Source organism: Luteibacter sp. UNC138MFCol5.1 (assembly GCF_900110505.1).
GTDB lineage: Bacteria > Pseudomonadota > Gammaproteobacteria > Xanthomonadales > Rhodanobacteraceae > Luteibacter.
Genome location: NZ_FODZ01000003.1, coordinates 786,414 through 801,383, shown reverse-complemented (window position 1 = coordinate 801,383; position 14,970 = coordinate 786,414). Strand labels below are relative to the sequence as shown.

At 67.9% G+C, this 14,970-nt stretch carries 13 protein-coding genes; 10 read left to right on the top strand and 3 right to left on the bottom strand.

Going from position 1 to position 14,970, the window contains the following annotated elements:
- A partial coding sequence (locus BMY69_RS12125; RefSeq protein ID WP_143070463.1) for an integrase core domain-containing protein occupies positions 1-279 on the top strand: 279 nt, incomplete at its 5' end.
- 123 nt (positions 280-402) lie between these two features.
- Here BMY69_RS12125 and BMY69_RS12120 read toward each other — a convergent pair.
- Positions 403-2,196 (bottom strand): M14 family metallopeptidase, encoded by a 1,794-nt coding sequence (locus BMY69_RS12120; RefSeq protein ID WP_090178361.1) that lies wholly within the window; start codon positions 2,194-2,196, stop codon positions 403-405.
- Positions 2,197-2,320: 124 nt separating this feature from the next.
- Between BMY69_RS12120 and BMY69_RS12115 the strand changes: the two genes are divergently transcribed.
- The 3 genes from BMY69_RS12115 to BMY69_RS12105 all read left to right on the top strand — a co-directional run bounded on the left by BMY69_RS12115 (position 2,321) and on the right by BMY69_RS12105 (position 4,968).
- A complete protein-coding gene (locus BMY69_RS12115; protein WP_090054888.1) occupies positions 2,321-2,986 on the top strand; it encodes a response regulator in 666 nt (221 codons plus the stop codon).
- Positions 2,983-4,380, top strand: coding sequence for a sensor histidine kinase (locus BMY69_RS12110; protein ID WP_090178358.1), 1,398 nt, complete (start codon positions 2,983-2,985; stop codon positions 4,378-4,380). The genes BMY69_RS12115 and BMY69_RS12110 overlap by 4 nt, the downstream gene beginning before the upstream one ends.
- A 69-nt stretch (positions 4,381-4,449) precedes the next feature.
- Entirely contained in the window at positions 4,450-4,968 is a 519-nt protein-coding gene (locus tag BMY69_RS12105) for a Dps family protein (protein WP_090054886.1), read from the top strand.
- Positions 4,969-5,096: 128 nt separating this feature from the next.
- On the opposite strand, the gene BMY69_RS12100 is transcribed toward BMY69_RS12105, so the two are convergent.
- Complete coding sequence (locus tag BMY69_RS12100; protein ID WP_090178355.1) at positions 5,097-6,977, bottom strand: M61 family metallopeptidase; 1,881 nt, start codon at positions 6,975-6,977, stop codon at positions 5,097-5,099.
- A gap of 142 nt (positions 6,978-7,119) precedes the next feature.
- Between BMY69_RS12100 and BMY69_RS12095 the strand changes: the two genes are divergently transcribed.
- Complete coding sequence (locus BMY69_RS12095) at positions 7,120-7,569, top strand: DUF4442 domain-containing protein (RefSeq protein ID WP_090178492.1); 450 nt, start codon at positions 7,120-7,122, stop codon at positions 7,567-7,569.
- A gap of 9 nt (positions 7,570-7,578) precedes the next feature.
- Here BMY69_RS12095 and trxA read toward each other — a convergent pair whose 3' ends face one another.
- Positions 7,579-8,451 carry a thioredoxin gene (gene trxA / locus BMY69_RS12090; RefSeq protein WP_255364534.1) on the bottom strand — a complete coding sequence of 291 codons (873 nt, stop codon included), beginning with the start codon at positions 8,449-8,451 and terminating at the stop codon, positions 7,579-7,581.
- Between the two features lie 167 nt (positions 8,452-8,618).
- Here trxA and BMY69_RS12085 point away from each other — a divergent pair, with 167 nt between their 5' ends.
- The 5 genes from BMY69_RS12085 (at position 8,619) to leuS (ending at position 14,970) form a co-directional block, all read left to right on the top strand.
- Entirely contained in the window at positions 8,619-9,230 is a 612-nt protein-coding gene (locus BMY69_RS12085; protein WP_090178350.1) for a paraquat-inducible protein A, read from the top strand.
- Positions 9,227-9,850, top strand: a complete 624-nt coding sequence (locus BMY69_RS12080; protein ID WP_090054879.1) for a paraquat-inducible protein A — start codon at positions 9,227-9,229, stop codon at positions 9,848-9,850. The genes BMY69_RS12085 and BMY69_RS12080 overlap by 4 nt, the downstream gene beginning before the upstream one ends.
- The gene (locus BMY69_RS12075; RefSeq protein ID WP_090178347.1) at positions 9,847-11,529 is read left to right on the top strand and encodes a PqiB family protein; all 1,683 of its coding nucleotides are present in this window, start codon (positions 9,847-9,849) and stop codon (positions 11,527-11,529) included. Before BMY69_RS12080 ends, BMY69_RS12075 begins: the two co-directional genes overlap by 4 nt.
- Positions 11,526-12,125, top strand: a complete 600-nt coding sequence (locus BMY69_RS12070) for a PqiC family protein (protein ID WP_090178345.1) — start codon at positions 11,526-11,528, stop codon at positions 12,123-12,125. The genes BMY69_RS12075 and BMY69_RS12070 overlap by 4 nt, the downstream gene beginning before the upstream one ends.
- A 103-nt stretch (positions 12,126-12,228) precedes the next feature.
- The gene (gene leuS, locus BMY69_RS12065) at positions 12,229-14,970 is read left to right on the top strand and encodes a leucine--tRNA ligase (protein WP_090178341.1); all 2,742 of its coding nucleotides are present in this window, start codon (positions 12,229-12,231) and stop codon (positions 14,968-14,970) included.

Below are 14,970 nucleotides of genomic sequence, written 5' to 3'. Positions count from 1 at the left end.
TGCCAATACACCGCCGATCTGTTTGTTGCTCATCTGGCCGAACACGGCGCCATCCAAAGCATGAGCCGCAAAGGCAATTGCTGGGACAACGCCGTGGTCGAGCGGGTCTTCCGGACCCTGAAACACGAATGCCTCGGTGAGGAACGCCTGCCGCGGGAAATGACTCGCGTGGCGGTCATCGACTATCTGGCCGGCTACTACAACCACGAGCGTCTACACTCGACCCTCAACTACCTTCCGCCAGCAGAATTCGAAGCACTGGCGGCTCAATGCTCCTAGCTCGTGGTCCAGGAAAGTCCAGCCACTACAGCCTCGCGCGCGACAGGTTTTCGCGAAAGAGCACGGGACCTGCTGTCCCTGGCTTCAAAAGCTGTCGCGCGCGAGGCGCGCTCCTACGAGCCGCTAGCGGGCCTGCTGCAACGCCGCCGCATCGAGTCGGACGACCGGGTAGGCCCCGACCTCCTGGGCCGCGTACCACGGGCTGCGTTCGAAGAAGAACGAAAGGCGCGCGCGCGGGTTCGCCGCGAACGCGGGATCGCTGCGCAGCTTCTCGTCGAAGGTGGCCTTGAGCGCGGGGTCCTTCGCGATCATGTCGCGGGCGAGTGCTTCCTGCACGCGCGGCTCGCCGTATTCCTTCGGTTCGAAGATCGCGTCGAGATAGCCCCAGCGCAGCATGGAATCGGGCGCGCGGGGATCGAGCAGGTTCAGCGCGAGCACCGCGTCGGTGTTGTCCGCGCGCACGATCACCGTGCCCGCCGGTAGCTCGACGGTCTCCGGTGTCGGCGTGATCGTCACGTCGCGCAGCAGGTGATGGCCCTCGAACGGTTTCTCGGCCCATCGGGGCTGCGTCAGGCGATCGCGCGACACCGGCACGCGGAGGCTCCTGGTCGTGCGCGTGTAGGGAATGCCGTGCGCGTCGAGCCGCTCGATGATCTGCGTCCATTGCGCCGGAATGGCCCAGGCCGCCGGCACTGGCGCGGCGACGTCGGGAAGCAGGCCGTTCCAGCTCTGGATCGCGTACGTCTTCTTCCTCGTGGGGTCGTAGCGCACCCAGGTGTCGCCGGAGATGTCGCTCGGCGTCTGCGTGAACGCGTAACCCTTGAGCGTGAAGGGTGTCGGCGTGGGATCTTCCCTGAAGGTGACGGGCAGCGTGGCGCCGGGCCGGGCGGCGAGCGACGCGGCCCACGCGTCGGCCTGCTTCGACGCGTCGAGCAGCGCGGCGGGCGAGGCGTCGACCGTGTCGAGCACGCTGCGCACGACGTCGTAGGTGGCGCGGACGCGAACCTCGTACGACTTCAGCATGTGCGTTTCGATCAGCAGGCCGGCGCGATTGCGGATCGCCGCGTAGCCCGTGGAAAAGCGCGGTCCCGAGCCGAAGTTCTGGATGCCCTTGGTGATGTCGCGGCCGTCCCGGAATTCGAGGTACGGGGAGGCGAGGTGGCCGAGCTTCTCGTAGCGCGGCATCACCTTGCCGGCGTAGGTCGCCTGTTGCCATGCGGCCACCGAAGGCGGCAGCTTGTGCGCGTCCTCGGCGTACCAGGTGAGGTCGTACTGGTAATCGGCGCCGTCGGTGGTGTGGATGTCGATGAGCAGGTCGGGCCGCCACGCATTCCAGAGCTTCAGCCACGCGCGCGTTTCGGGCGCATCGGCCTTGACGTAGTCGCGGTTGAGGTTGAGGTACTGCGACTGGCCGCGGAATCCCATCTCTTCCGGCCCGTTCTGGTTGATGCGGAAGTACGGCCCCGAGTTCTCGTGCCCGTCGACGCTGTACACCGGAATGAACACGAGCACCGCATGGTCGAGCAGGTGGGGCAGGCGGCCGGTGGCGGCGAAGTCGCGCAGCAGCATCAGGCCCGCGTCCTTGCCTTCGATCTCTCCCGGGTGGATGCCCGCCTGCAACAGCACGATCGGCTTGCCGGCCGCGCGCGCCCGCTCGGGGGTCAGGTCGCCGTCCTTCGCGGCGACCACCACCGTCATCGGCCGGCCCTCGGGCGAGGTGCCGAAGGTCTCCACACGCAACGTGTCCTGCGACGCATCGGCCAGGCGGCGCAGGTACGCCTCGGTGTCGGCGTACGACGGCGTCGTGCGGAACCCGGACGCCTCGGCCGGCGTGATCCAGCTGTCCTTCGCATGAAGCGTGAACGGTGCGGCCGCGATCAGGCCAAGTAGGAGGCGTGCGGGGAACGTCGCAGGCATGGAACCATCCGTCGGAAGAATCCGCCCATTGTGTGATTTTTTGCCCGTTGCCGCGAATGCGTCTAAGGAAGCGCTAAGCTCGGGGGCAGGATAATCGCCGCCGACGCAGCCTGGGGTTCCCCACTTGCACATCATTCTCGTGGAAGACGACGCGCAGCTCGGCGAGGCCATCCGGCGGGCGCTGGAGCGGCTGGCCTACACGATCAGCTGGTTCCGCGACGGTCGCGAGGCGCTGCTCGCCCTGCGCGACCACGAGGCCGACCTCGTGTTGCTCGATCTGGGCCTTCCCGGCAAGGACGGGCTCGACGTGCTGACCGAGGCGCGGCGGATGAGCGTCGCGACGCCGGTGATCGTAATGTCGGCGCGCGAGGCCGTGGACTCGCGCATCCGGGTACTCGACGCGGGCGCGGACGATTACCTCGTCAAGCCGTTCCACCTCGACGAGCTGGCGGCGCGCATCCGTTCGCTGACCCGGCGCGTGCGCGGGGCCGCGGTGAACAAGCTGGAGGCCGGCGCGCTGAGCCTGGATCTGGGCGCCTTCGAGTGCTATTGGCACGGCCAGCGTGTCGACCTGACGCGCCGCGAGTTCGCGCTCCTGCAGGCGCTGATGGAGCGCTCGGGACGCATCGTCCGCCGCGAGTCGCTCGAAAATTCCCTTTACGGCCCCGATAGCGCGATGAGCACGAGCGCGCTGGAGGTGCTGGTGCATTCGCTGCGTCGGAAGCTCAGCCACGACGCGATCCAGACCGTCCGCGGCTTCGGCTACATGGTGCCGCGGGAACCGCGATGAAGCTTTCGAGCCTGCGTGTCCGCCTGCTCGTGCTGATCGTGCTCGTGCTGGTGGCGCTGCTACTGCCGCTCGGTTTCCTCAGCGCGAAGCACACACTCGAGGAAGTCGACGAGCTGTCGGACGGACGACTGGCGCAGGCGGCACGAACGCTCGAGGTGCTCGTGGGGCGCGTCGGTGTGGAACATCTGCGCGAGCACCATCTCGAGCGGCTGCTCGTGCCGAGCGTGTCGAACCACCCTCAGGAGCTGACCGTGCAGGGCAGGACCTTCGAGTCGGAGGTCGGTTTCCAGGTGTTCGATCGCGACGGCACGCTACTCCTGGCGACCGAGAACCTCGCGGAGGTGCCGCCGACGCAGGTGGCGGACGGCGCGTTCGAAGACATCCAGAAGGGCAAGTACCAGTGGCGGGTCTTCACGCTCGTGATGGAGCGCGAGGGCGTGGTGATCCGCGCCGGCGAGCGCTACGACAGTCGCAACGAGATCACGCGCGCGCTCTGGCTGGAGCATGGCCTGCCGGCCTTGCTGGGCTTGCCCCTGATGGCCTTCCTCGTCGGCCTGGCCATCCGGCGCGGCCTGGCCCCGTTGGACACGCTCGCCGCTGCCCTGAGCCGGCGCGAACCCGGTAGCCGGGAACCGGTCGATCTGCCGGACGCGCCGGAGGAGCTGCGTCCCGTGGTCGCCGCGCTGAACCAGCAGATCGAGCGCCTGGAAGGCGCGCTGGAGCGGGAGCGTCATTTCAGCGCCGACGTGGCACATGAACTGAGGACGCCGCTGGCATCGACCATGATCAATCTGGAGGACGCGATGGCCTCCGCGCGGCCGGACGAGGCGCACACGGCCCTCGAGGCCGCGCGCGCGTGTCTCGTGTCGCTGGCCCGGCGCACCGAGCAGCTGCTGGCGCTCGCCCGCCTGGAGGCAGGTGCGGCGGCCGGGCCGCGAAGCCCGGTCGACCTGACCCAGCTGGCTCTGGACGTCGTCGACGAAATGGCCACGGTCATCGGCGCCGGCCACGTCGAGCTGGGCGTCGAGCTTCCCGACACGCTGGTGATCGAGGGGTACGGCACGGCCCTGCGGGCGCTGCTGCGCAATCTCGTGGAGAACGCCTTCCGGCATGCCCCGGCGGGCGGTCACGTGCAGCTGTCGATCCGGCAGGAGGGCGACCGGGCGCGCATCGAGGTGGCCGACGATGGCCCCGGCATTGCGCCCGAGCGGCGGGCGGCGATGTTCACCCGCTTCCAGCGTGGCGCCGATACCCAGGCCGGGGGCTACGGGCTGGGCCTGTCGATCGTGCAGCGGGCGGTGGAGCTGCACGGGGCGTCCATCCGGCTCGGGGATCCGGAGACGGGTACTGGCCTCGTGGTCGTGGTCGACATCCCTTTGCTTCCGGGTGCGTAACCAATTCGTCCAAGCATCGTCACGTCCTTCGGCGCATCCTCCGGAGCCATTCCCCACGGAGCCGTCACGATGAAGAATCCCGAAGCGACCAAGAAACTGCGCAAGGCCGATCTGCGGACCCCGTCGGGTCTCAGCGCCGACGCGACCCGTGACATCGCCGCGGGCCTGAACACGCTGCTCGCCGATACCTTCGCGCTGTACCTGAAGACGAAGAACTTCCACTGGCACATGTCGGGCCCGCGCTTCCGCGACCTGCACCTGCTGCTGGACGACCAGTCGGACCAGATCTTCAAGATCACCGACGACATCGCCGAGCGCGCCCGCAAGATCGGCGGCACCACGATCCGCTCGATCGGCAACGTGTCGCGGCTGCAGCGGCTGTCCGACAACGACGCGGACTTCGTGACGCCGCAGGACATGATCGCCGAGCTGCGCGACGACAACGAGCGCTTCGTCGGCTTCATGCGCGAACTGCACGGCGTGTGCGACGAGTACGGCGACGTCGCGACGGCCAGCTTCCTCGAGAACTGGATCGACGAGGGCGAACGCCGCGTGTGGTTCCTGTTCGAGATCGCGCGGGAGCACTAAGCCCGCGAACCAATTGTGGGAGCGGACCTGGCCGCGACAGTTTTTCGCCGGGAGCAACAGGGCCTGTTGCTTTTCGCGAAGAGCCGTCGCGGCCAGGTCCGCTCCTACAGTTCGAGCGGTCGCCAGCTTTACTTCTTCGGCGTGGCGATCGCGCCGATCAAATCCTTGCCTTCGCCGCGCACGAGGTGGGGATACTTCAGGCCGCCGTGGTAGTCGACCTTGACCGTGCGGTATTCCTCGATGTCCTTGATCAGGAACTCGATCGGCGCCGTCGTGGATTTCGCGGCGGTGACGGCGTCCTTCAGCACCTGGCCGGAGTAGTCCTTGCCATCGACGGCGACGATCGTCACGCCGGGCACGAGTCCCGCCTTCGCCGAGATGCCCTCCCATTGCGCGTCGGTCACCACGCCCTTGTCGGACACCTGGATGCCCAGCGAATAGGCGAAGTTGACCGTCTTGCGGATCTTCTCGGCCGTCTTCGCGAACGCGGTCGGCTTGTCGTCGTAGACGAGCTTCCAGCCGCCGCCTTCGATGCCGTGCTCGGGTAGCGTGTCGCCGGTGTAGTCGAGGCGCTGGCGCAGGAACGTGGCCCAGTCGTACGGCTGCACGCCGTTGAGCGTCGAGATGACGTCGTCGAACGTATAGGTCTTCGGCTTGTAGCTTCCGTTGTCCATCCCGAAGAACGCGCGGGCGAATTCATCCAGCGTGTGCTTGCCGCCGGAGAGGTCGCGGATCTTCGTGTCGACGTCGAGCCAGAGCAGCTGGCCTTCCGGGTAGTAATCGGAGCTCCGGCGCAGGTTGGTCCAGCCCGTCGTGCCGCGCGACGACAGCGGAATGCCATCCGCCGTGTCCTGCAGCGAGCGCCATTCGCGACCCGTGCGCGCGGACATGTCCGCGGCGATCCCGGCCAGCGAGTCGCGCCATTGTTCGGTGGTCCAGATGCCCGAACGCGCCGTCAGCACGCCGGCCCAGTAATCCGTCATGCCCTCGTACACCCACAGGAGGTCGTCCTGCATCGGCTCGGTGAACGTCGGCGTCCACAGGTCGGCGGGGCGACGGAACTTGCCGTTCCACGAATGGATGTACTCGTGCGGCAGCAGCGTTCCGGCCGCGGCGTTGGCGTCGGGATCGGTCAGGAAGTTGGCGAAGAGACGATCGTCGCTGGACTGATGGTGCTCCAGTCCGAAGTGTCCGGTGTGGTCGGACGTGACCAGCAGGAAGTCGTAGTGATCGTAGTGGTGCGCACCGAACAGCTTGTTCGCCTGCACGATGAGCGCGCGCTGCTTCGCGATCTGATCTTCCGTCGCCTTGACGCCGGCCGCGGTGTCGCCGGTGATGTTGAGGTGCACCTGCGTCGGCTGGCCCGGCGCGAGGTCGATGCGGGTGAAGTACTTGCCGGTCATCACCGGCGAGTCGACCAGGTTCTCGAAGCTCACCGGCCGGAAGCTGACCTCGTCGCCCGACTGCGACGCCGTCTCGAGCGCGGAGGCGAATTTCCAGCCCGCCGGCAGCTTGAGCGTCGGCTGGACCGTGATCTGGCTGGTGTAGTACCCGGCCGGATAGAAGGCCACTTCGTTGAACGACAGAGGGATGTAGTTAGGCGTCGCCGGCGCCAGGTAGTCGAACGTGAGGTCGAGCTTGTCCACGCCTTCGGGCACGTCGACGTGGAACGCGTACATCTCCTTCAGGTCGCGGCGCCAGGGAATGCGCTTGCCGTTGCCGGTGACGATGAAACCCGCCACGTTGGAGAGTGGGCCCGAGGGGGCGTGCACGCCCGGGATCCACTTCGGGTAGTAAAGGATCGCGTGGCCGGGCTTGACCGGAATGCTCTCGCGCACGTGATAGAGATGTCGCGACGCGTCGGAAAGATCGACGTGCAGCGTGAGGTTGCCGGGGTAGGGCTGGTCCGCGGCCACCGGGAGGTCGGCGGCGCGTGCCTGGGGCACGGAAAGGGCCATCGCGGCCGCGACGGCGGCGGCAAGGGTGGCGCGGCGGAACGGATGGCGCATGGCTCGTATCCTGGCGGCGTGGGTAGCCTTCGATACTCGGCGCGGGTCCGCGGGTGGGCGTGTGCCAGAGGTCATGGCCGGTCCGCCCGCGTTTGAAACGGGGGACTTCGCGCACACCATGGCCGCCGCTAGCATGGCGCCCATGAAAGCAAGCACGCTACGGCGCGTCCTCAACGCATGGCCGCCCTTCCTCTTCGCCGGTATCCGGGTCGTCGACTTCGACACCTACCGCTACGCGAAGGTGCGCCTGAAACTCGCCTGGTACAACCGCAACTACGTGCGCACGCAGTTCGGCGGCAACCTCTTCTCCATGACCGACCCGTTCTGGATGATCATGGTGCTGAAGAGCCTCGGCAACGACTACATCGTGTGGGACCAGGCGGGCGAGATCCGTTTCGTCGCGCCGGGGCGCGAGGCCGTCTACGCGGAGTTCCGCGTCGAGGACGCCGTGCTGGACGAGCTGCGCGCCGCCACCGCGAACGGCGAGAAATGCCTGCGCTGGTTCGATACCGACATCCGCACGGCGTCCGGCGAACTGGTGGCGACGGTACGCAAGCAGCTCTACGTCAGGCGCAAGCGGCCAAAGGCCTGAGGGCGCCGCTCAGAAGAGCAGCGACGCCATCTTGCGGCGGTAGGCGCCGACGAGCGCGGCGTCGTCGATGGTGGCGAACGCGGCGAGCAGCCGCTTCTTCGCCTGGCCGTCCTGCCAGTCGCGCTGGCGCTTCAGGATGTCCAGGAACTGGTCGAGGCCGGCCGCGGCGTCGCCTTCGATCAAGAGGCGGACACCGAGCAGGTCGCGCGCCTCCCAGTCGTTGTCGTCGGACTGCACGCGCTGGCGCAGTTCGGCCAGCGAGGGTGCGCCGGCGAGCGCGCGGGCGAGTTCGAGCTGGCTGCGCAGCCGGACCGCCCGGGCGTCGGTCGCGAGGTTGGCGGGCAGGGCATCCAGTTCGGCCTGGGCCGGACCGACGTGGCCGGCGCGCATCAGCGCCAGGGCGAGGTCGAGCTTCAGCTCCGGTCGCTCCGGCTCCGCGGCGATCGCCTGCTGGATACGGTTGATGGCGTCCTCGGGCGTCTCGGCGGGCGCGTCGACGTCGTCGGCGACCTCGCCACCTTCGGCCGCTTCGATACCGTTGCGGGCGAGGAACTCGCGGATCTGACCTTCCGGCAACGCGCCGGCGAACCCGTCCGCCATCTGCCCGTCCTTGATCAGGATCACCGTCGGGATGCTGCGCACGCCGAACATCGCCGCGAGCTGCTGCTCGGCCTCGACGTCGATCTTGGCCAGGCGGAACGCGCCGTTGAACTCCCCGGCGAGCTTTTCGAGGATCGGGCCCAGGGTCTTGCAGGGGCCGCACCATTCGGCCCACAGGTCCACCAGGATCGGGGTCTGCAGGGACGCCTGGATGACGTCGCTCTCGAACCCGGCCGTGGTCGCGTCGAAGACATGTTCACTGCGGGTCTGGGCGCTGCTCACGGGGTGCTCCTGGCGAATGGGAATGCCCCGTAAGTCGGGGAAGACGGCGAGCTTATCAAGGGACGACGCCATTTTAGGAACAGTCCTACCCCGCTCGTCATGCGCCGTTTACGGGGATTTGCGATCATAGGGCGCGGGCCGTTGCGGCCGCGTACCGCTTGGAAGGCATGCACACAGCCCAGGATCTCATCGTCTGCGAACACTGCGACTCCGTCTACCGGAGGCGCACGCTCGCGCGTGGCGAAGTGGCCGACTGCGTCGTCTGCGGCGCGGTCCTCGACCGACACCAGTGGGTGAGCGTCGACGGGCAGTTCGCGCTGATCGTCACGGCCTTCATCGTGTTCGTGATCGCCAACGTCTCGCCGATCGTCACGCTGGGGCTGTCGGGCATGAGCGCCGCCACCACCCTCTGGGGCGCCGTGATCGCCATGTGGAACGACGGCGCCCAGATCGTCGCGTTCCTCAGCGCCATGACGTTGTTCTTCTTCCCGCTCAGCCAGATCCTCATCTTCGGCTGGGTGCTCTGGTTCGCCCGGTCCGGCCGCCGCGCGCCGTGGTTCGCGCAGGCCATGACGGCGCTGGTCAGCGTGAAGCCGTGGAGCATGATCGAGGTCTTCATGCTCGGCACCCTCGTGGCCGTCGTGAAGGCCCACACCTATTTCGACGTCGTGCCGGGCGCCGGCATCTGGGCGTTCGGGGTGCTCACGCTGCTGATCACGGTGTTCTCCAGCCTCGATCCGCGCGAACTCTGGACGCTGACCCGCGAGGACAAGGCATGAAGGCCCCGCCGAGAGCCGTCGACCTGGGCATCATGGCCTGCCACGTCTGCCGCCTGGTCACCGCGTACACGGACGACCACCGTGCCCGCTGCCCTCGATGCGGCGCTGCGCTGCACGCGCGCAAGACCGGCAGCATCGCCCGCGCCTGGGCGCTCCTGCTCGCCGCGGCGATGTTCTACATCCCGGCCAACGTGTTCCCGATCATGCGCACGCAGAGCCTGTCGTCCAAGGACGACAACACCATCCTGAGCGGCATCGTCGAGCTCTGGCGGGCCGGCTCGCCAGGACTGGCGGCGATCGTCTTCACGGCGAGCATCATCGTGCCCATGCTCAAGTTCATCATCCTGGGCTACCTGCTGGTGTCGGTGCAGCGGTCGAGCGGCTACGTGGCCCGTCAGCGGACGAAGCTCTACCGCTTCGTCGAACTGGTCGGTTACTGGTCGATGCTCGACGTCTTCGTCGTAGCGATCCTTTCCGCCCTGGTGCATTTCAAGATTCTGAGTCGCGTCGAGCCGCTGCCCGGCGTGGTGTATTTCGGCATCGTCGTCGTGCTGACGATGCTTTCGGCCATGAGCTTCGATCCCCGGCTGATCTGGGACAACAGGAAGAAATCGCAATGAGCGACGCCAACGCAGGAAACACGCCGCCGCAGGACGACGACCTGCCCCAGCCGGTGGTGCGGAAATCCAAGCTCGGCTTCTCGCTGATCTGGCTGGTCCCGATCGTCGCCGCGCTGGTGGGCATCTCGCTGCTGGTCAACCACGTGATGTCGGCCGGTCCGAAGATCACGGTCACGTTCCAGACCGCCGAAGGCATCGAGGCGAACAAGACCCAGGTCAAGTACAAGAACGTGGTGATCGGCAAGGTCACCACCATGCGCCTGTCGAAGGACCGCAGCCACATCAGCGTGGCGATCGAACTCGACAAGGACGCCCGCGCGTTCGCCACCAAGGGCACGCGCTACTGGGTGGTTCGTCCGCGCATCGGCGCTAGCGGCGTGTCGGGCATCGACACCCTCCTTTCCGGCGCCTTCATCGGCGCGGACGCCGGCGATTCCGACGAGGACCAGTCCGACTTCACGGGGCTCGAGGCGCCGCCGGCGGTGACGCACGGCGCGCCGGGGCGCCGCTTCGTGCTGCACGCCGGCGACCTCGGCTCGCTGGATATCGGCTCGCCCGTTTATTACCGCCGCATCCAGGTGGGACGCATCGTCTCGTATCAGCTCGACAAGGACGGCAAGGGCGTGTCCCTTCAGCTGTTCGTCGACGGCCCGAACGACCGCTTCGTCACCAAGGACACACGGTTCTGGAATGCCAGCGGTGTCGACGTCTCGCTGGGTGCCGACGGCCTGAAGCTCAACACCCAGTCGATCGCAACCGTGATCGCCGGCGGCGTCGCCTTCCAGGATCCCCCGGGCCCGCACGAGGAGGCCCCCGCGGCCGAGATGGCCGAATACACCCTGTTCGGCGACCAGACGACGGCGCTCGCGCCGCCCGACGGCAAGCCGCGCTACATCCGCATGCGCTTCGAGCATTCGTTGCGTGGCCTCGCCGTCGACGCGCCGGTGGAGCTGCTGGGCATGAAGGTGGGTCGCGTCGTGTCGGTCAACCTCGACTACGACCCGGTCACGAAGAAATTCCCCGTGATCGTCGGCGCGCTCGTCTATCCGCAGCGTCTCGGCCAGGCCCACGAGAAGCTGGCCAAGGCCGTCGGCGGGCCGGACGACGACAGCATGTTCCCGCGCATCATGAGCGGGCTCGTCGCCCATGGCCTGCGTGCGCAGGCCCGCAGCGGCAACCTGCTCACGGGACAGCTCTACATCGCGCTCGACTTCGATCCGAAGGCGCCGAAGGTGGCGTTCGACGCCAGTGCGAAGCCGGTCGAGATCCCGACGACGGCGGGCGACTTCGACCATCTGCAGGAACAGATCTCCAGCATCGTCGACAAGGTCGAGAAGATTCCGTTCGATTCGATCGGGCGCAACCTCGACGGCAGCCTGAAGGAACTGCAGGGCACGCTGAAGAACGTGAACACCGAGATCCTGCCCGAGGCGAAGAAGACGCTCCAGGGCGTGAACCAGACCGTTGGCACGGCCAACGACGCGCTGTCCGAGAACTCGCCGTTGCAGCAGAACATCGCCAACACGCTGGAAGAACTGCAGCGCACCGTGCGCTCGGTCCGTGCGTTCACCGATTACCTCGGCCGGCATCCGGAAGCGCTGCTGCGCGGCCGCGGCAGCGACGCGCCGCCGAAGATCAGCACCCCGTCCCCGAAGCAGGGCAAGGAAGAACAGCCATGATCCAGACCCTTCGCCTCGCCGGCGTTTCCCTCCTGCTCGCCGGTCTCGCGGCGTGCGCCTCGGCGCCGACGCACTTCCACACGCTGATCCCGCCGTCGGCGCCGCTGGCGGGCGCGACCGCGCCGTTCGTGATCGACGTGCTGCCGGTGAACGTCCCGCCGCAGGTCGACCAGCCCTCGCTGGTGCTGCGCCAGGGCGCCAGCGGCATCGCGGTGCTCGATGGCGAGCGCTGGGCGTCGCCGCTCGGCGACGAGATTCGCGGCGCGTTGTCCGCCGATCTCTCGGCCCGGCTCGGCACCCACGACGTCCATGGCCTGCCTCGGGCGAAGGACGCCAGGGTCGTTCGCGTGCAGCTCGACGTCCGCCGCTTCGATTCCGAAGTGGGTGGCGAGGCGACGCTGGAAGCGTCGTGGGCCGTCCGTGGCGCCGACCAGGCGGCGACGTGCGCCTCCCGCGTGGCGGAGCCGGCAGGCGGCAGCTACCAGAGCCTCGTCGACGCCCACCAGCGTGCGCTGGGGAAGGTGGCCGACCAGGTGGCGGCCGCCGCGCAGGCGGTCGCCGCCGGCCAGCCGGCCACCTGCGGCGCGCCGCGGTAACGCGCCCAAGGCTTGGCCCGTATGCCCTTCGTGGGATAGTCTCCCGCGATTGAGCGCCGCGTTTTTCGCGCGGCCACCCGAGCATTCGACTGGTACCGAGAACATGCAGGACACCCACGATCAGGGCACGCGCGAGCAGGGCGGTTACGCGCCGGACGTCGTCGAGACGGCCGCCCAGCGCTTCTGGAACGACACCCGCGCCTTCGAGGTGACCGAGGACGCCGGCAAGCCGAAGTACTACTGCCTGTCGATGCTGCCCTACCCGTCGGGCGCCCTGCACATGGGCCACGTGCGCAATTACACGATCGGCGACGTCATCAGCCGCTTCCAGCGCCAGCAGGGCCGGAACGTCCTGCAGCCGATGGGCTGGGACGCCTTCGGCCTGCCCGCCGAGAACGCCGCCATCAAGAACCGCACGGCGCCGGCGAAGTGGACGTACAAGAACATCGAGCACATGCGCGATCAGCTCAAGCGCATGGGCTTCGCCTACGACTGGACCCGCGAGGTCACCACCTGCAAGCCCGAGTACTACCGCTGGGAACAGCAGATGTTCACCCGGCTGATGAAGAAGGGCCTGGTGTACCGCAAGAACAGCGTCGTGAACTGGGATCCGGTCGACCAGACCGTGCTCGCCAACGAACAGGTGATCGACGGCCGGGGCTGGCGTTCGGGCGCGGTGGTCGAGAAGCGCGAGATCCCGCAGTGGTTCCTCAAGATCACGGCCTACGCGCAGGAGCTCCTCGACGGCCTCGACACGCTGCCGGGCTGGCCGGATGCGGTCAAGACGATGCAGCGCAACTGGCTGGGCCGCTCGGAAGGCCTGGAGATCACCTTCGACGTCGACGGCGGTAACGATCCCGTGACCGTGTTCACCACGCGCCCCGACACGCTGATGGGCGTGTCGTACGTGGCGGTGGCGGCCGAGCATCCGATCGCGACGCGCGCGGCACTGGACAACCCGGGCCTCGCCGCGTTCATCGAATCGTGCAAGGCGGGCGGCGTGTCCGAAGCCGAGCTCGAAACGCAGGACAAGCGCGGCTACTACACGGGCGTGGACGCCACGCATCCGCTCACCGGCGAGAAGGTGCCCGTGTGGGTCGCCAACTTCGTGCTGATGGGCTACGGCACCGGTGCCGTCATGGCCGTGCCGGGCCACGACCAGCGCGACTGGGAATTCGCGCAGAAGTACTCGCTGCCCATCCGCATGGTGGTGGTCGACCAGGGCGTCGTCGACGCCGTGGCCGAGCTCGCTCGCGACCTCGCCGCGGAAGGCACGGACACCGTGCAGAACGCGCTCGACGGCGGTTCGTCGGACGCCTACCAGTCGTCGGCCGCGGTCGAGACGGTGAAGACGTTCGAAACCAACATCCAGACGGTCGGCGCGTACACCGAGTACGGCACGCTGACCAACTCGGGCGAGTTCGACGGCCTCGATTTCCGCGGCGCGTTCGACGCGATCGCGGCGAAACTGGAGGCCATGGGCCGCGGCGAGCGTCGCGTGAACTGGCGCATCCGCGACTGGGGCGTCAGCCGTCAGCGTTACTGGGGCTGTCCGATCCCGGTGATCTACTGCCCGCAGTGCGACGCCGTGCCGGTGCCGGAAGACCAGCTGCCGGTGGTGCTGCCCGAAGACGTCGAGTTCTCCGGCGTGCAATCGCCGATCAAGGCCGATCCGGAGTGGCGCAAGACCACCTGCCCGAACTGCGGCGGCCCGGCCGAGCGGGAGACGGACACGTTCGACACCTTCATGGAGTCGAGCTGGTACTACGCGCGCTACACGAGCCCCGGCGCCAACGGCCAGGTGGACGAGCGCGCGAAGTACTGGACGCCCGTCGACCAGTACATCGGCGGCATCGAGCACGCGATCCTGCACCTGCTGTATTTCCGCTTCTATCACAAGCTGATGCGCGACGAGGGGCTCGTGGACAGCGACGAGCCGGCCACCAATCTCCTGTGCCAGGGCATGGTGATCGCCGAGACGTACTTCCGTAAGGAGGCCGACGGCTCGTCCACGTGGTTCAACCCGGCCGATGTCGACGTGCAGCGCGACGAGCGCGCGCGCATCGTCGGCGCGGTCCTGCGCGCCGATGGCCAGCCGGTCGAGATCGGCGGCGTCGAGAAGATGTCCAAGTCGAAGAACAACGGCGTGGACCCGCAGTCGATGGTGTCCAAGTACGGTGCCGACACCGTCCGCCTGTTCTCGATGTTCGCCGCGCCGCCCGACCAGTCGCTGGAATGGAACGAGGCCGGCGTCGAGGGCATGGCGCGCTTCCTGCGCCGCCTGTGGCGCGACGTCTCCGCCCATGCCGAGGCCACGCCCGGTCCCGACGACGCGTCCGGCGACGCGGCGCGCAAGGCGATCCGTCGCCAGCTGCACGAGACCATCCAGAAGGTGGGCGACGACATCGGCCGCCGGCAGTCGTTCAACACCGCGATCGCCTCGCTGATGGAACTGCTGAACGCGCTGGGCAAGTTCGACGACGCCAGCGCGCAGGGCGTCGCCCTGAAGCAGGAGGCCTTCACGGCCATGGTCCAGCTGATCAACCCGTTCACCCCGCACATGGCCCACGCGCTGTGGCAGGTGCTGGGTCACGGCGAAACGCTGGTGGAGGACGCCGGCTGGCCGCAGGTCGACCCGTCCGCGCTGGTCCGCGACTCGCTGACCTACGCGGTGCAGGTGAACGGCAAACTTCGCGCTACCATCGAGGTGCCGGCGACGGCCTCGAAGGACGAGGCGGAAGCGATGGCGCGGGCCGAGCCGAACGTGGCCCGCCTGCTGGAAGGCCAGACCGTGCGCAAGGTGATCGTCGTGCCCGGCAAGATCGTCAACATCGTCGCAGGATAA